The sequence below is a fragment of the Rhodococcus sp. DMF-1 genome, from assembly GCF_021441945.1.
GTDB classification, from domain to species: Bacteria; Actinomycetota; Actinomycetes; order Mycobacteriales; family Mycobacteriaceae; genus Rhodococcus; species Rhodococcus ruber.
In genome coordinates, this window is sequence record NZ_CP090442.1 from 1,942,319 (window position 1) to 1,959,051 (window position 16,733).

Annotated in this window: 12 protein-coding genes and 2 pseudogenes; 2 read left to right on the top strand and 12 right to left on the bottom strand. The window is 73.3% G+C overall.

The features are described 5' to 3' along the window. Positions 1 to 24: 24 nt before the first annotated feature. The 11 genes and pseudogenes from LZP97_RS08875 to LZP97_RS08925 form a co-directional block, all read right to left on the bottom strand. On the bottom strand, positions 25 to 189 hold the full coding sequence (locus tag LZP97_RS08875; protein WP_157768883.1) for a hypothetical protein: 165 nt from the start codon (positions 187 to 189) through the stop codon (positions 25 to 27). Further along, positions 186 to 647, bottom strand: coding sequence for an SRPBCC family protein (locus LZP97_RS08880; RefSeq protein ID WP_017682165.1), 462 nt, complete (start codon positions 645 to 647; stop codon positions 186 to 188). The genes LZP97_RS08875 and LZP97_RS08880 overlap by 4 nt, the downstream gene beginning before the upstream one ends. Positions 648 to 693: 46 nt before the next feature. Next, positions 694 to 2,187 carry a glutamate synthase subunit beta gene (locus LZP97_RS08885; RefSeq protein ID WP_048771043.1) on the bottom strand — a complete coding sequence of 498 codons (1,494 nt, stop codon included), beginning with the start codon at positions 2,185 to 2,187 and terminating at the stop codon, positions 694 to 696. Then, positions 2,180 to 6,665 (bottom strand): annotated as a pseudogene (gene gltB / locus LZP97_RS08890) (glutamate synthase large subunit). The gene LZP97_RS08885 and the pseudogene gltB overlap by 8 nt, the downstream one beginning before the upstream one ends. Positions 6,666 to 6,894: 229 nt before the next feature. Beyond that, positions 6,895 to 7,818 (bottom strand): TM2 domain-containing protein, encoded by a 924-nt coding sequence (locus LZP97_RS08895; RefSeq protein WP_048771041.1) that lies wholly within the window; start codon positions 7,816 to 7,818, stop codon positions 6,895 to 6,897. Beyond that, positions 7,815 to 8,852 (bottom strand): prolipoprotein diacylglyceryl transferase, encoded by a 1,038-nt coding sequence (lgt, locus tag LZP97_RS08900; protein WP_040274256.1) that lies wholly within the window; start codon positions 8,850 to 8,852, stop codon positions 7,815 to 7,817. The genes LZP97_RS08895 and lgt overlap by 4 nt, the downstream gene beginning before the upstream one ends. Beyond that, positions 8,849 to 9,658, bottom strand: a complete 810-nt coding sequence (trpA, locus tag LZP97_RS08905) for a tryptophan synthase subunit alpha (RefSeq protein WP_010595280.1) — start codon at positions 9,656 to 9,658, stop codon at positions 8,849 to 8,851. The genes lgt and trpA overlap by 4 nt, the downstream gene beginning before the upstream one ends. After that, complete coding sequence (gene trpB / locus LZP97_RS08910) at positions 9,655 to 10,914, bottom strand: tryptophan synthase subunit beta (RefSeq protein ID WP_048771149.1); 1,260 nt, start codon at positions 10,912 to 10,914, stop codon at positions 9,655 to 9,657. Before trpB ends, trpA begins: the two co-directional genes overlap by 4 nt. Positions 10,915 to 11,038: 124 nt before the next feature. Next, positions 11,039 to 11,848, bottom strand: a complete 810-nt coding sequence (gene trpC, locus LZP97_RS08915) for an indole-3-glycerol phosphate synthase TrpC (protein ID WP_010595278.1) — start codon at positions 11,846 to 11,848, stop codon at positions 11,039 to 11,041. Between the two features lie 79 nt (positions 11,849 to 11,927). Further along, positions 11,928 to 12,614, bottom strand: a complete 687-nt coding sequence (locus tag LZP97_RS08920; protein ID WP_017681435.1) for a TIGR02234 family membrane protein — start codon at positions 12,612 to 12,614, stop codon at positions 11,928 to 11,930. Next, positions 12,611 to 14,194, bottom strand: coding sequence for an anthranilate synthase component I (locus LZP97_RS08925; protein WP_010595275.1), 1,584 nt, complete (start codon positions 14,192 to 14,194; stop codon positions 12,611 to 12,613). The genes LZP97_RS08920 and LZP97_RS08925 overlap by 4 nt, the downstream gene beginning before the upstream one ends. Positions 14,195 to 14,252: 58 nt before the next feature. Between LZP97_RS08925 and LZP97_RS08930 the strand changes: the two genes are divergently transcribed. After that, positions 14,253 to 14,723: a peroxiredoxin gene (locus LZP97_RS08930; RefSeq protein ID WP_010595274.1), complete on the top strand. Its 471-nt coding sequence runs from the start codon at positions 14,253 to 14,255 to the stop codon at positions 14,721 to 14,723. A gap of 3 nt (positions 14,724 to 14,726) precedes the next feature. Here LZP97_RS08930 and LZP97_RS08935 read toward each other — a convergent pair whose 3' ends face one another. Continuing rightward, positions 14,727 to 15,494 (bottom strand): dioxygenase family protein, encoded by a 768-nt coding sequence (locus LZP97_RS08935; protein ID WP_010595273.1) that lies wholly within the window; start codon positions 15,492 to 15,494, stop codon positions 14,727 to 14,729. 116 nt (positions 15,495 to 15,610) lie between these two features. On the opposite strand from LZP97_RS08935, the pseudogene LZP97_RS08940 reads away from it, so the two are divergent. After that, positions 15,611 to 16,669, top strand: a pseudogene (locus LZP97_RS08940) (NAD-dependent epimerase/dehydratase family protein). The last annotated feature ends 64 nt before the right edge of the window (positions 16,670 to 16,733 follow it).

A 16,733-nucleotide genomic window follows, 5' to 3' on the forward strand; every position in this document is an offset into this window, starting at 1 on the left:
CACCGCCCCGTTCCGGTTCCCCGATCAGTCGTCGGTGGCGTTCTCGGCGATCTCCGGGGCGTTCTCCCGGGTCGCCATGCCGCCGTCCTTGCCCTCGTCCACCGGGCCGGGCCGGCCGCCCTTGGGTCCGTCGTCCTCGTCCCTCGACTTCTTCGCCGTCACGACCTTCTCCTTCCGGGTTGCGCTCACGAACCGGGACGATCGACGTCGCCGCGCCAGCCGCCGTCGGCGACGCCCCGCTTCTCGATGAACTCCTTGAAGCGCTGCATGTCGCCCTTGATGCGCAGGTCGAGCAGCCCGAGTTTGTCGGCGACGTTCTCCATCACGCCGTCGGGGTCGACATCCATCTGAGCGGTGACCCGCGTGGTGGACTCGTCGAGCCGGTGGAAGGTGATCACGCCGGCATGATCCGGACCGGCGTCGGATTTCCATGCGACCCGCTCGTCGGGATGCTGCTCGGTGATCGTCGCGTCGAACTCCCTGGTGCCACCGGCCACCGTGACGACCCAGTGGGTGTGGGTGTCGTCGATCTGGCGGACCTGCTCGACGCCCTCCATGAAGCGGGGAAACTCCTCGAACTGCGTCCACTGGTCGTAGGCCGTACGGATCGGGACGTGGACGTCGACCGATTCGATGATCGTGCTCATGACGTTCCTTCCTGCCGCGACCGGCACGGTCGCTCACCCGTGCGGCTTACCCCGGCCGGCGGGGCGGAAAACGCGGGAAGCCCAGGTGCAGCGAGCCGGGACGGACCGGCGCCGGCAGCTCCGACTCCCCCGTCAGGAAGGTGTCCACCCCGTGCGCCGCCGCACGCCCCTCGGCGATCGCCCACACCACGAGTGACGCCCCCCGGTGCGCGTCGCCGCACACGAACACCCCCGGGGTGGCGGTCTGCCAGTGGTCGTCGCAGCCGAGCGTGCCTCGCCCGCCGGGGACCAGGCCGAAGGCCTCGAGGAGCGGTCCGCGCTGCACTCCTTCGAAGCCGACCGCGAGGAGCGCGAGGTCGCAGGGGATGGCGAAGGTGTTCCCGCGGGGGGCGCGGCGCGCGTCCACTTCCGCCAGTTCGAGCGTCCGCACCCGCCCACGGGACCCGGCGAAGTGCTGCACCGTCACCTCGAACCGCCGGGTCCCGCCCTCCTCGTGCGCGGGTGCCGTCCGCAGCACCCACGGCACGAGTGGCCACGGGGTGACGTCCTCGTCGCGCCGGCCGGGCGGGCGGGGCCGGTAGTCGAGCTGGGTGACGGACCGCGCGCCCTGCCGCAGCGCGGTGCCGAAGCAGTCGGTACCGGTGTCCCCGCCACCGACGATCACCACGTGCCGCCCGGCGGCGCTGATCGGGGTGGGTCCGTCGCCCGCGCACTCGTGGTTGGCGGCGACGAGGAACTCCATCGCGGGATGCACCCCGGCGAGTCCGCGCCCCGGGACGGGCAGGTCGCGGGCGCGTCCGGCCCCGACCGCGAGAACGACGGCGTCGAATTCGGCCCGCAGTGCGGCGACATCCGGATCGACCCCCGCCTCGGTGCCGGTGCGGAACACCGTGCCCTCGGCGCGCATCTGCGCGAGACGCCGGTCGACGAGCGCCTTGTCCATCTTGAACGCCGGGATGCCGTACCGCAGCAGGCCGCCGAGCCGGTCGGCACGTTCGAGGACGGTCACGGCGTGTCCGGCGCGGGTGAGTTGCTGGGCCGCGGCGAGACCCGCCGGGCCGGAGCCGACGACGGCGACGGATCTGCCGGTGCGGCGGACCGGGGGGCGGGGCGGCACGCGGCCGTCGGCCCACGCCCGGTCGGCGATCGCCCGTTCGATCCGTTCGACCGTCACACCGGCGGCGTGGTCGTCCCGGGCCAGCACGCAGGCGGATTCACACGGGGCCGGGCACAACCGGCCGGTGAACTCGGGGAAGTTGTCGGTGGCGTGCAGTCGGTCGGCGGCCTCGGCCCACCGGTCGCGGCGCACCAGGTCGTTCCATTCGGGGATCAGGTTGCCGAGCGGGCAGCCCGTTCCGGCGCTGTGGCAGAACGGGAGTCCGCAGTCCATGCAGCGGGCGGCCTGTTCCCGGATCGTGCGGAGCTCCTCGTCGGGGGACTGCGCGCGGTGCACCTCTGCCCAGTCGCGGACGCGTTCGGCGGCGGGCCGGCGCGGCGGCTCGCAGCGGTCGTAACGCAGGAATCCGCGGGGGTCAGGCACCGTCGGCTCCGACCGGGGTGGGCCGTTCGCGGGCGGTCGCGCGGATCCGGATCAGATCCTCGGGCACCACCGCGGTGAAGCGCCCCGCGTTGCCGGCCCAGTCGGCGAGCAGTTCCCCGGCGACTGCCGATCCGGTGCGTGCGCGGTAGCGGGCGATCAGATCCCGCACCTGCGCGAGCTCGGCGAGGTCGACCGGTTGCAGTTGCACCGAGTCGGTGTTGACGAGGCCGGGCTCGAGGTCGAGGACGTAGGCCAGACCCCCGGTCATACCGGCGGCCAGATTGCGGCCGGTGGGTCCGAGGATCACCACGCGGCCGCCCGTCATGTACTCGCAGGCATGGTCGCCGGTGCCCTCGCACACGGCGTCGGCGCCGGAATTGCGCACGGCGAAGCGCTCCCCCACCCGACCGTGCAGGAACAACTCGCCGGAGGTCGCCCCGTACAGGACGGTGTTGCCGGCGACGATCTGCTCGTGCGGGTCGAACGGCGCGGCCGCGTCGGGGCGCACCACCACGCGCCCGCCGGACAGACCCTTGGCTACATAGTCGTTGGCGTCGCCGGTGACGGTGACGGTGATCCCGGTGGGCAGGAAGGCGCCGAGGGACTGTCCGGCGCTGCCGTGCAGGTCGATCCGCACGGTGTCCTCGGGCAGACCCGCGGGGCACCGTCGGCCGGCGGTCCAGCCGAGCAGGGTGCCGACGGCGCGGTCCCGGTTGGTGACGGTCCCGGTCAGCTGCACGGGCCGGCCGTGGTCGAGGGCGGGGCCGGCGCGGGCGATCAGGTCCCGGTCCAACGGCGCGTCGGGGGGTCCGGCGGCCGGGCGGGTGCGGCGGCGCTGCGGGGGCGCGCCGAGGGCGTCGGCGGGCGGGGTGAACAGCGGCGCGAGATCGAGCCCGCGGCGACGCCAGTGCGCGAGCGCCGCGTCGGGTTCGAGCAGGTCGACCCGGCCGACGGCGTCGTCGAGGCGGGCCAGGCCCAGCGCCGCGAGCCGCCGGCGCACGTCCGCGGCGACGAACCGGAAGAACTGTTCCACGAATTCTGCTCTGCCCGTGAACTTCTCCCGGAGTCGGGGATTCTGGGTGGCGATCCCGACGGGGCATGTGTCGAGATGACACACCCGCATGAGGATGCAGCCGAGGACCACCAGGGGCGCCGTGGCGAACCCGAACTCCTCGGCGCCGAGCAGCGCCGCGATCAGCACGTCCCGACCGGTGCGCAGACCGCCGTCGCACTGCACGGTGATGCGGTCGCGAAGGCCGCTCAGCACGAGGGTCTGCTGGGTTTCGGCGAGCCCGATCTCCCACGGGGTGCCGGCGTGCTGCAGGGCGGTGAGCAGTGCGGCGCCGGTGCCACCGTCGTGGCCGGAGATCAGGACCACGTCGGCATGGGCCTTGGCGACACCGGCGGCGACGATCCCGACGCCGACACCGCTGACCAGTTTGACGTGGATGCGGGCCCGCGGGTTGGCGCATCGCAGGTCGTGGACGAGTTCGGCGAGGTCCTCGATGGAGTAGATGTCGTGGTGCGGCGGTGGGGAGATCAGGCCGACGCCCGCCGTGGCGTGCCGGGTGCGGGCGATCCACGGATACACCTTGTGACCGGGAAGCTGGCCACCTTCACCGGGTTTCGCTCCCTGAGCCATCTTGATCTGCAGGTCGGTCGCGTCGGCGAGGTAGTCGGCGGTGACGCCGAAGCGGCCGCTGGCGACCTGTTTGACGGCACTGCGCCGCAGCGGGTCGCCGAGCCGGTCGCGCTCCTCCCCGCCCTCCCCCGAGTTCGAGCGGCCGCCGAGCCGGTTCATCGCGACGGCGAGGGCCTCGTGTGCCTCCCCGGAGATCGACCCGTAGCTCATGGCCCCGGTGGCGAAGCGGCGCACGATCTCCGCCTCCGGCTCGACCTCGTCGAGCGGGATCGGCTCCGCGGCGACGGTGCGCAGCAGCCCGCGCAGCGTGGCGCCCGCGGCGGCGAGACGGTCGACCTCGGCGCAGTAGCGTGCGTAGACGTCCGCGCGTCCCGTGCGGGTCGCGTGCTGCAGCAGGAACACCGTCTCGGGGGTGAACAGATGGGGTTCGCCGTCGCGCCGGTACCGGTACACGCCGCCGCTGTCGAGAAGGGTGTCGGCACAACGGTTCCCGAAGGCATGCCGATGCCGGCGACGGGCGTCGCGGGCCAGGTCGGCGAGCCCGGCGCCGCCCAGTCGGGAGACGGTACCGGGCAGGTACTCGTCGACGACCTCCCGGGCGAGGCCGACGGCCTCGAACGTCTGCGCCGCCGTGTACGAGGCGAGGGTCGAGATGCCGAGTTTGGCCATCACTTCGCGGACACCGGTGACGAGGGCGCGACGGTAGTTCGCCGCGGCCGCCGCCGGGTCCGTGCCGGGAATGCGCCCGGCGGCCGCGAGGGAGCGCACGGTGCCGAAGGCGACGTACGGGCAGACCGCCGCGGCGCCGAACCCGACCAGCGCGGCCACATGGTGGACCTCGCGGGCGTCGCCGGATTCGGCGAGGAGCGCGACGCGGGTGCGCCGCCGGGTGCGGACGAGGTGGTGGTGCACGGCGGCGACGGCGAGCAGCGACGGGATCGGGACGCGGTCCGGACCGCACCCGCGGTCGGTGACGATCAGGATGCCGCGACCGTCGTCGAGGGCGGCGTCGGCGGCGCGGCGCAGGGCCGCGAGTCCCGCCGCGAGGGCCTCGCCGGGGTCGCCACCGACCGCGAAGTGCGCGGGCAGCGCCCGTGCGGCGAGGGCCGGACGCGGGCCGCCCGGGCCGAGTGCCGCGACGGCGGCGAGGTCGTCGGAGTCGAGCACCGGACCGGGAAGCACCAGTTGCCGGCACGACTTCGCGGAGGCGTCGAACAGGTTGCCCTCCGGGCCGGCGACGCGCCGCATCGAGGTGACGACCCGTTCGCGGATGGCGTCCAACGGCGGGTTGGTGACCTGGGCGAACAGCTCGACGACGTAGTCGTAGAGCAGCCGGGGGCGCGGCGACAGCACCGCGGGGGCGATGTCGGCGCCCATCGAACCGAGCGGTTCCGCACCGGTCGCGGCCATCGGTTCGAGCAGCACCTCGAGGTCCTCGCGGGTGTAGCCGAACAGCCGGTGGTCCCGATCCGGCTCGTGGTCCGCGGCGGGGTGCCCGGCCGGACGGGGCAGATCCGCCAGGTCGATCTGACCCTCGCGCAGCCACCGGTCGTAGGGGTGGGCGGCGGCGAGGGTGTCGAGCAGTTCGTCGGGCGGGACGATGCGCCCGGTGGCGGTGTCGACGAGGAGCATCCGGCCCGGCTCGAGCCGGCCCTTGTGCACGATGTGTTCCGGTGGCACGTCGAGCATTCCGGTCTCGCTGCCGAACAGGACCCGGTCGTCGGCGGTGCGGCACCAGCGGCCCGGCCGCAACCCGTTGCGGTCGAGCACGGCCCCGAACCACCGTCCGTCGGTGAAGGGCAGGCACGCCGGTCCGTCCCACGGTTCGAGCAGCGCGGCGTGGAAGCGGTGGAAGGCGCGGCGCCGGGGATCGAGTCCGGGCGCGTTCTCCCAGGCGGGCGGGACGAGCATGGTCACCGCGTGCGACAGTGAACGCCCGGCGAGATGGAGCAGTTCGAGGACCTCGTCGAGGGTCGCGGAGTCGGACATGTCGGGGGTGCAGAGCGGAAACAGGCGGGTCAGGTCGCCGGGCAGCAGCCCGGTGCGCAGGAGCCCCTCCCGCGCGTGCATCCGGTTCCGGTTGCCGCGGATGGTGTTGATCTCGCCGTTGTGGGCGCTGTACCGGAACGGCTGCGCGAGCCGCCAGGACGGAAAGGTGTTGGTGGAGAAGCGGCTGTGCACGAGTGCGATCGCGCTGGCGCAACGCCGGTCCCGCAGGTCGGGGTAGAACCCCGGCAGTTGCTGTGCGGTGAGCATGCCCTTGTAGACGACGGTGCGGGCGGACAGCGACGGAAAGTAGACGTCGCCGGTGTGCTCGGCGCGGCGCCGCAGCGGATACACCCGCCGGTCGAGGTCCAGGCCCGCGGGGCGGGCACCGTCCGCGCCTGCGGCGGCGACGAACAGCTGGCTGACGTGGGGGCGGCAGGCCTCGGCGGTGCGCCCGAGGCCGGCCGGGTCGACGGGAACCTCGCGCCAGCCGAGGATCTCGAGGTCCTCCTCGGCGGCGAGCGTGTGGATCCGTTCGCGGGCCGCTGCCCGGGCGCGTGGGTCGCGGGGGAGAAAGCACAGGCCGGTGGCGTAGCACCCGGGCGGCGGCAGCTCGACGCCGGCGACGGCATCGAAGAGGGCGGTGGGGAGGGCCAGGGTGATACCGGCGCCGTCCCCGCTGGCGGGTTCCCGGCCGCTGGCGCCGCGGTGGCCGAGGTTGCGCAGCGCGGTGAGCGCGTCGGTCGGTGACGGTCCGGTGTGTGCTGCGGCCGCGCAGGTCGACGACCGCGCCCACGCCACAGGAATCCGATTCGCGGGCGGGGTCGTAGAGTCCGCGGGCCTCGGGCATCCCGGAATGCCGCACCGGTCCACCTCCACGTCGCCGGTGTGGGGCGACGTCACGCGTCGTCGGATGAGCGGCCCCGACGGGGTCGCCACGACGGGCGTGCGCTGTGCGGTGTGGGTGGCCGGACCAGGTCCGCCCGACGGTCGAACCGGGGATCGGTCCCGGTGGCGGTCAGTCTACGCGCGCGACGGCCGGCCGCGCGAGGTGCGCGACCGGCCGCCGGGCGGGTGGGTCAGGGCCGCAGCGGGCGGCCGTCGGAGTCGCGGACGCTGCCGGTGAGCATCATGATCCCGTCGATGACGGACCACACCCAGATCACCGGCATGATCACGAAACCGATCAGGACGATCGCCAGCAGGCCGCCGATCCACAGCCCCAGCAGCTGGATGAGGCCGACGGCGGTGCTCCCGAGGTAGAGCCGTCCGACGCCGCAGATCCCGACGAAGGGCAGCAGCAGTTGCAGCAGACCCGCAGTGGTCTTCGACTTGTCGGAGTACGGTTCGCCGGTCGCCGGATCCCGCCCGTACGGGGCGGAGGGATCGCCGTAGGCACCGTAACCGGTGGGCCCGTAACCGGAGGATCCGTAGCCCGGTGCGGAGGCCGGCGGGTACTGCGGCGCGCCCTGGAACTGCGGGTCGGGTGTGCCGTAGACGGGTCCGGTGCCGCCGTACCGGCCGCCGGTCTGTGCCTCGGACTCGTGCGCGGTGCCGTACTGCCCTTCGCTCGACGGCGGCGGATAGCTCGGCGTGGTGCCCCAGCCCGGACCGTTGCCCATGCCCGCATAGGTGTTCCAGCCCGGTCCCGCCGTACCCCAGGTGGGCGCGGTCGACTCGGTGGTGGGCGGCGGAACGGACAGCGACGCCTGGGCGGTCGGATCGTAGTCGGCGGTGCCACCGAACGCGGGCAGTTCCTCGGTGGAGGCCGGCTCGCCGTCGCGTGGTGCGGCGCTCGCGCCGGCTTCGGACGTCTCCTCGGCGTCGGCCTGTTTGCGCAGGTCCGGCCCCGTGGAGGTCTTGTCCTTCTTCCGCAGATCCGGGCCCGTGGGCTCCGGGGACCCCGCGTCGGATGTGGGCTCCGGGGACCCCGCGTCGGATGTGGGACCCGGGGACCCCGCGTCGGATGTGGGACCCGGGGATCCCGGGTCGGATGTGGTCACGACTTGTCCCCTTCGTTCTCGCTGCGCGTACCTGACTCGACCTTACCGCCGGGCTCGGCCGGCACCACCGACCCGGACACGCCGTCGCGGTGCGCGTCGTCGGTCCCGGTTGCGCCACCGGCCGCGGCGGCCTCGTCTGCGCCACCCGGACGGCGGGATTTCAGTTCCTCCGGCGCTTCCCGGCCCTTGCGCGCGACGACGACGTAGGCGACGGCGAGGACGAACACGATGGCGGACGTGAAGGAATTGATCCGGATCCCGGCGATCTCGGTGGCCGGATCGGACCGCATGAGTTCGACGAAGAAGCGGCCCGCGCTGTATCCGGCCACGTAGAGAGCGAACAGTCGGCCGTGTCCGATGCGGAATCGCCGGTCGACGAATACGAGCAGCAGCACGACGAGCAGATTCCACACCAGCTCGTACAGGAACGTCGGGTGCACCACCGCCGCGACCTGCCCGGTGGAGATTCCGTCGATGAGGTCCGGGCTCGTCTGTCCTGCGTCGTTGCGGCGTTCGTAGATCTCGAGGCCCCACGGCACGGTCGTCTCACGACCGTAGAGTTCCTGGTTGAACCAGTTGCCGAGCCGGCCGATGGCCTGGGCCAGCAGGATCGCCGGGGCCAGCGCGTCACCGAAGGCGGGCAGGGGGACGCCGCGGCGACGGCACCCGATCCAGGCGCCCACCCCGCCGAGGGCGACCGCCCCCCAGATGCCCAGCCCGCCCTGCCAGATCTTCAGCGCGTCGACCGGGTCGGCGCCCGCACCGAAGTACTTCTGCCAGTCGGTGGCGACGTGGTAAAGGCGGCCACCGATCAGACCGAACGGCACCGCCCACACCGCGACGTCGAGCACGGTGCCCGGTTCGCCGCCGCGGGCGACCCAGCGGCGGTCGCCCCAGAAGATCGCGACGACGATCCCGACGATGATGCACAGGGCGTAGGCCCGCAGCGCGATCGGCCCGAGGTACCACACCCCCTGCGGCGGACTGGGCAGATACGCCAGGACGGTGGCGGCGGGGACGGCGGTGGAGGTCACGTGGCCACGCTAGCCGAGCGCACGCCCTCCGCGAGTTCCGTGGTGAGCGCGCGCAACGCGTCGGCGCCCTGCGCCACGGCGGCCACCAGCGCAGAGCCGACGATCACCGCGTCGGCGTAGGCGGCGATCTGGGCGGCCTGGTCCCGCGACCGCACGCCCAGGCCGACACCCACGGGAATCTGCGAGTGCTCGCGCACGCGGGCGACGAGTTCGGGCGCCATGTCCGAGACGGCGTCGCGGGCGCCGGTCACGCCCATCGTGGAGGTGGCGTAGACGAATCCGCGGCAGGAGTCGACGGTCGTGGCGAGACGCTCGGCGGTCGAGGACGGGGCGACGAGGAAGATGCGGTCGAGCCCGTGCCGGTCCGCCGCCGCCATCCACCGCTCGGCCTCGTCGGGAATGAGGTCCGGGGTAATGATGCCCAGTCCTCCGGCGGCGGCGAGGTCGCGGGCGAACTCGTCGATCCCGTACTTGAGGACGATGTTCCAGTAGGTCATCACGACGGCGTGGCCCCCGGCGGCGGCGACGGCCTCGACGACGCGGAACACGTCCCGCACCCGGAAACCCGCCGTGAGTGCCCCGTCGGCGGCGGCCTGGATGGTGGGGCCGTCCATCACCGGGTCGCTGTAGGGGATGCCGACCTCGACGATGTCGCACCCGGCCTGCACGAGCGTTTCGAACGCCTCGATCGAGCGCGGCAGGTCGGGGTACCCGGCGGGGAGATAGCCGACGAGCGCGGCCCGGTTCTCGGCCTTGCATCGGGCGAAGACCTCGCCGAGGCGGGACTGCGGCTGCTGGGCGCTCACTGCGCGGATCCTTCCGTCGTGTCGGGGGTGGCCGGGTCGGCGGGAAGGAGCCCGAACCACCGCGCGGCGGTGTCGACGTCCTTGTCGCCGCGGCCGGACAGATTGACCAGCACGACCGCGCCGGGGCCGAGTTCGCGACCCAGTTCCAGGGCCCCGGCGACGGCGTGCGCCGACTCGATGGCGGGGATGATGCCCTCGGTGCGCGAGAGCAGCGAGAACGCGTCCATGGCCTCGGTGTCGGTGACGGGCCGGTAGTCGGCGCGGCCGATGTCCTTGAGGTAGGAGTGCTCGGGTCCGACGCCGGGGTAGTCCAGGCCGGCGGAGATCGAATGGGACTCGACGGTCTGCCCGTCCTCGTCCTGCAGCAGGTAGGAGTAGGCGCCGTGCAGCGCGCCGGGCGTGCCGCCGGTGATGGTGGCGGCGTGCCGCCCGGTTTCCACGCCGTCGCCGCCGGCCTCGAAGCCGACCAGGCGGACGCCGGGGTCGTCGAGGAAGGCATGGAAGATGCCGATGGCGTTGGACCCGCCGCCGACGCAGGCGGTGACGGCATCGGGCAACCGTCCGGTGAGCGCCTGCACCTGCGCGCGCGCCTCCAGGCCGATGATCCGCTGGAAGTCGCGCACCATCATCGGGAACGGGTGCGGGCCGGCGGCGGTGCCGAAGCAGTAGTACGTGTTGTGGGCGTTGGTGACCCAGTCGCGCATCGCCTCGTTGATCGCGTCCTTGAGGGTGCGCGAGCCGCTGGTGGCGGCGACGACCTCGGCGCCGAGCAGGCGCATCCGGGCGACGTTGAGGGCCTGCCGTTCGGTGTCGACCTCGCCCATGTAGACGACACAGTCGAGGCCGAGCAGCGCGCAGGCGGTGGCGGTGGCGACACCGTGCTGCCCGGCGCCGGTCTCCGCGATGACCCGGCTCTTGCCCATCCGTTTGGCGAGCAGGGCCTGGCCGAGCACGTTGTTGATCTTGTGTGAGCCGGTGTGGTTGAGATCCTCGCGCTTGAGCAGGATCCGGGCGCCGCCGGCGTGGTCGCTCAGCCGCTTGGCCTCGTACACCGGGGACGGCCGGCCCGTGTAGTCGCGCTGCAACCGATCGAGTTCGTCGAGGAACCCGTTGTCGACCCGCGCCTTGTCGTATTCGGCGGTGACCTCCTCGATGACCGCCATCAGCGCCTCGGGGACGAACCGCCCGCCGAAGACCCCGAAGTGGCCGCCGGGGTCGGGTTCGTGCGCGCTGTGCTCGGCCACTGCGGCGCTCATGCGGGGCAGACCGCGGCCCTTGGCGGAAAGTACGGGATCGTCTGTGCTCACCCGTCCAGTCTGCCCCAACGTCGCCCCCGCCTCGTCGCCGGGTCCGGGCCGTCGGCGGTGCACCGGACTGCGCTCAGCGCGCGGGCTTCGGGCAGGACGGATGGGTGCCGGCGGTGACCAGTTCGGCAACCGCGTGGCGCGGGTCGCCGCTGGTCACCAGACCCTCACCGACGAGCACCGCGTCGGCGCCCGCGCCGGCGTAGGTGAGCAGATCGGAGGGACCGCGCACCCCGGACTCGGCGATCTTGACGACCTCGGTCGGCAACCCCGGCGCGATCCGGGCGAATGTGCTCTTGTCGACCTCGAGAGTCTTGAGATCGCGGGCGTTGACTCCGATGACCGTGGCGCCGGCCTCGAGGGCCCGGTCGGCCTCCTCCTCGGTGTGCACCTCCACGAGCGCCGTCATCCCGAGGGATTCGACACGGTCGACGAGCGAGGTCAGCACGGGTTGTTCGAGGGCGGCGACGATGAGCAGCACGATGTCTGCGCCGTGGGCACGCGCCTCGTGGATCTGGTACGGCCCCACGATGAAGTCCTTGCGCAGCACCGGGATCCGCACCGCGCGCCGCACGGCGTCGAGGTCCTCGAGGCTGCCCTGGAACCGGCGCTGCTCGGTGAGCACGCTGATCGCGCGGGCACCGCCGGCCTCGTAGGCCTTGGCGAGTTCGGCGGGATCGGAGATGTCGGCGAGCGCACCCTTCGACGGGCTCGCCCGCTTGACCTCGGCGATCACGGCGATTCCCGGCTCGAGCAACGCGGCCTTGGCGTCGAGGGACGGGGGCGCGGCGGCGGCCGCGGCCTTGACCGCAGCGAAGTCGAGGACCGCTTCCCGGGCGGCGACGTCGGCGCGCACCCCTTCGAGTATCGAGTCGAGAACTGTCATCGTGGCTCGAAGTCCTTTCGCCCCTGTCAATCCGATGTGAGAAAGCTCATCGGAGTTTCTTGAAGGGTAGTGCGCGCCCTCACCGACCCGTGCGGCGGGTCCCCGAATCGTCGGTGCCGCCCTCCCCGCCTCGATCGGCGGACCGGTCGTCGGCGGCGTCGACCGTGGGGTCCTCCCCCGCGTCGAGCGCGTCCCACAGCGTGCGTTCGGTGACCGGCTCGTCGGCGGTGTCCCGGCGGACCGTGGCCTCCCGGCGGGCGGCGGGGCTGTCGTAGCGGGACGACAGCCCCGCCCGGGCCCGCGGGGTGCGCCACAGCTGCACCGCGGCGGCCAGCGCGGCGACGGCACCGGCCAGGGCGAGCAGCGCCGGGGCGGTGGCGACGGTGAGGGAGGTGACCTCGGCGCGTGCGGGCAACTCGGCGATGCGCGCCGCGGTCGCGTCGTCGGCGCTCCCGGTGAGCAGGCCCACCGCCGGAACGGCGGCAGCGACCGCGACGACCGCGACGAGCACCGCCAGCACCCGCAGTGCCCACCCGCGCACCGCGAAGGACGCCGCGACCGCGGCCAGCAGCGCCAGGGCGAGCGGGGTCAGCGCAGCCGCCCACGTCCCCCCGACGAGCCCGGTGACCCGGTCCTCACCGAGGCCGTCGGAGGAGGTGACGGTCACCCAGGTCAGGCGGCTCGCACCCCACAGCGCGGCGGCGGCGGTCGCGAGCAGCGCGGCGGTCGCGCCGCGGCGCCGCCCGGTGGCGTCGCGAGCACTCACGACCGGTCCCCGTCGTACGGGGTGAGGGTGCCGGCGGCGGCGACGGCGGAGAGCACCGCCATGGCCTTGTTGCGCGCTTCGGTGTCCTCGTAGACCGGGTCGGAGTCGGCCACGACGCCGGCACCGGCCTGCACGTAGGCGACGCCGTCCTTGACCAGAGCGGAACGGATCGCGATGGCGGTGTCGGCGTCACCGGCGAAATCGAGGTAGCCGACTATGCCGCCGTAGATGCCGCGCCGGGTCGGTTCGAGCTCGTCGATCAGTTCCATCGCCCGCACCTTGGGGGCACCGGACAGGGTCCCGGCGGGAAAGCACGCGGTGACCGCGTCGAGGGCATGCCGGCCTTCGGCGAGGCGGCCGGTCACAGTCGAGACGAGGTGCATGACGTGGCTGTAACGCTCGATGTGCCGGTAGTCGTGCACCTTGACCGTGCCGGGTTCGCACACCCGGCCCAGGTCGTTGCGGCCGAGGTCGACGAGCATGAGGTGCTCGGCGTTCTCCTTCTCGTCGGCGAGCAGGTCCTTCTCGAGCAGGATGTCCTCCTCCTCGCTGGTGCCGCGCCAGCGGGTGCCGGCGATGGGATGCGTGGTGGCGACGCCGTCGGCGACGGTCACCAGCGCCTCCGGGCTCGAGCCGACGATGGAGAACGCGGTGCCGCCGTCGCCGTCGGGAACGTGCATGAGGAACATGTACGGGCTCGGGTTCGAGGCCCGCAGCATCCGGTAGACGTCGATCGGCGCCGCGGGGCAGTCGATCTCGAAGCGCTGGGACAGCACCACCTGGAACGCCTCGCCGGCCTCGATCTCGCCGATGAGCCGGCGCACGTCGGCGCCGAAGCCGTCGGTGGTGCGCTGGCGCCGGTAGTCGGGGGCGGGGCGGTCGAAGGTCGAGACGGTCGACGGGGCCGGCGCGGCCAGCGCCGCGGTCATCCGGTCCAGCCGGGCGACGGCGTCGTCGTACGCCTCGTCGACGCGCTCGTCGGAACCGTCCCAGTTGACGGCGTTGGCGATGAGGGTGATCGCGCCCTCGTGGTGGTCGACGGCGGCGAGGTCGGTGGCGAGCATCATCACCGTCTCCGGGATGTGCAGGTCGTCGACAGCGTGTTCGGGCAGCCGTTCGATCCGGCGCACGACGTCGTAGCCGAGGTAGCCGACCATGCCGCCGGTGAGCGGGGGCAGGCCGTGCAGCCGCTCGGTGTGCAGCAGCTGCAACGTCTGCCGCAGCACGTCGAGGGGGTTGCCGCCGGTGGGGGCCCCGGCGGGCACGTGCCCGTACCAGGTGGCCTCGCCGTCGACCACGGTGAGCGCGGCGGGGCTGCCTGCGCCGATGAACGACCACCGGGACCAGGACCGGCCGTTCTCGGCGGATTCGAGCAGGAAGGTGCCGGGCCGGTCGGCGGCGAGCTTGCGGTACGCCGACAAGGGAGTCTCCGCGTCGGCGAGGACCTTGCGGGTCACGGGGACGACCCGGTGCTCGGCGGCGAGGAGCCGGAACTGCTCGCGGGTGGTGGTGGAGTCGGGTCGACCGCCCTCGGTGGGGTCGGGCGCCGCTGCGGGGATGGTGGTGGGCTCGCCGGACATGGCGCCCATCATCCCAGGGCCTGCCGCGACGAGCGCGGTCGCGGTAGCGTCACCGGACATGAGAGCCGGTGATACCGCCCCCGACTTCACGGCGAACGACCAGGACGGGCGTCCGCGGACCCTGTCCGCGCTGCTGGCGGACGGGCCGGTGGTGCTGTTCTTCTACCCGGCCGCGTTCACCCCCGTGTGCACGGCGGAGGCGTGCCACTTCCGGGATCTGGCGGCCGAGTTCGCGGCCGTCGGCGCGACCCGGGTCGGTATCAGCACCGACCCGGTGGACCGGCTGGGCGCATGGTCGACACGCCAGTCGTTCGACTTTCCGCTGCTGTCCGACCCGGACGGCGAGGTGGCGGCCCGGTTCGGGGTGCGCCGGGGGCTGCTCGCCCGGCTGTCGCCGGTCAAGCGGACCACGTTCGTGCTGGACACCGACCGCACCGTGCTCGAGGTGATCGCCAGCGAGGTGCGCCCCGACGTGCACGCGGACCGCGCCCTCGCGGCGCTGCGGGCGCGGCGCGCGGCCCGGGACTGACGGTCAGTCCACCTGGACGGAGCGCTTCGCCAATCCCATCCAGAACCCGTCGATCACCTGCCGGGGCGCCCGCTCCGGGTCGCTCGACGCGCCGAGGGTGACGAACAGCGGGGCGAAGTGCTCGATCGTCGGGTGGGCGTACGGCATGCCGGGCGCCCGGGTGCGGAAGTCGAGCAGACCGTCGACGTCGCCGGCGGCGAGCCGCTCGGCGGCCCATGCGTCGAACTCGGCGGACCAGCCAGGCGCGGCGGCCTCGGGACGCGGGTCGCGCAGGAACGGCAGACCGTGGGTGGTGAAGCCGGAGCCGACGACGAGCACACCCTGCTCCCGGAGGGGCCGCAGCCGCGCGCCGAGCGCGAGCAGCCGCGCCGGCTCGAGGGTGGGCAGGGAGATCTGCAGGACCGGGATGTCCGCGTCCGGGTACATGACGGTGAGCGGCACGTACGCGCCGTGGTCGAGACCGCGGTGCGGCTGCTGCACGACGGGTTCGCCGTCGGGCATGAGCGCGGCCACCGTGCGGGCGAGGTCGGGGGCACCGGGCGCCGGGTAGGTGACCTCGTAGAAGCGGCGGGGGAACCCGCCGAAGTCGTACACGAGCGGGGTACCGGTGGTGGTGGCACCGATCGTCAGCGGCGCGGACTCCCAGTGCGCGGAGACCACGAGGATCGCGGTGGGGGTCGGCAGGTCGGCGGCCCAGCGCTGCAGCTGCGCCACCCACGTCGCGCTGTCGACCAGGGGCGGCGCACCGTGACTGAGGAACAGGGCGGGCATGAGACTCACACGAACTCCTAATGTTGAAGCTTCAACAATACTACCCGAGGCCGCGCCGGGGCCTCCGGAACGTCCCGGCGGGGATGGATCGGCGACGGGGCGGGTATCCCCCGCCCATGACCGGAACACAGGGCCCGAAAGTGGTCGTCACGGGCGCGACCGGAAACGTGGGCACCAGCGTCACGGCGGCACTCGCCGCCCGGGAGACCATCGGATCGGTGATCGGCATCGCCCGCCGCCCCACCGACTGGCGCTGCCCCAAGACCGACTTCGTCGTCGCCGACGTCGCCCGCGACGACCTGCACGAGCTGCTGCGGGGTGCCGACGCGGTCGTTCACCTGGCCTGGCTCTTCCAGCCCACCCACAAACCCGAGGTCACCTGGCGCAACAATGTTCTCGGATCGATCCGGGTGTTCGAGACCGCCGCCGCGGCGGGCGTCCCCGCCGTGGTGCACGCCTCGTCGGTCGGCGCCTACTCGCCGGGACCCCAGCACGAACGGATCGACGAGCGCTAGCCCACCCACGGCTGGCCCGGCGCCGCATACCCGCGGGAGAAGGCGTACCTCGAACGCTGGCTCGACGCGTTCGAACTGCGGCACCCCGACCTCCGGGTGGTCCGGATGCGGCCCGGGTTCATCTTCAAGCGCGAGTCCGCCACCGCCCAGCGCCGACTGTTCGCCGGACCGTTCGTCCCCGGACGCCTCGTCCGCGCCCTGCCCGTCGTCCCTCGCACCGCCGGGCTGCGGATGCAGGTACTGCACACCGAGGACGCCGCCGACGCGTACGTGCGGGCCGTGCTGCGACCGGTGCGGGGCGCCTTCAATCTCGCCGCCGAGCCCCCGGTCGACACCGAAGTCCTCGCCGAGATCCTCGGGGCCCGCACGGTGCCCGTCCCGGCCGCGGCGCTGCACGCGGCCGTCGCCGTCGCCTGGCACGCCCGGCTCGCCCCCGCCTCCCCCGGGCTGCTCGACACGGTGCTGCGGCTGCCGCTCATGGACTGCACTCGCGCCCGCACGGATCTCGAGTGGATCCCCCGGTTCTCGCCCCGGGCCACTCTCGAGGAGTTCCTGACCGGACTCCGCGACGGCGCGGGACTGCCGACGCCGCCCCTGACGGCGGACAGCATGGGCGGCCGACTGCACGAGGTCGCCACCGGCATGGGACAGCGCCCCTGACCATCGGCTCCGACGGGACGCCGGCCTCCCGCACCGGCGGTCCCGATAGGGTGGACGATCGAGA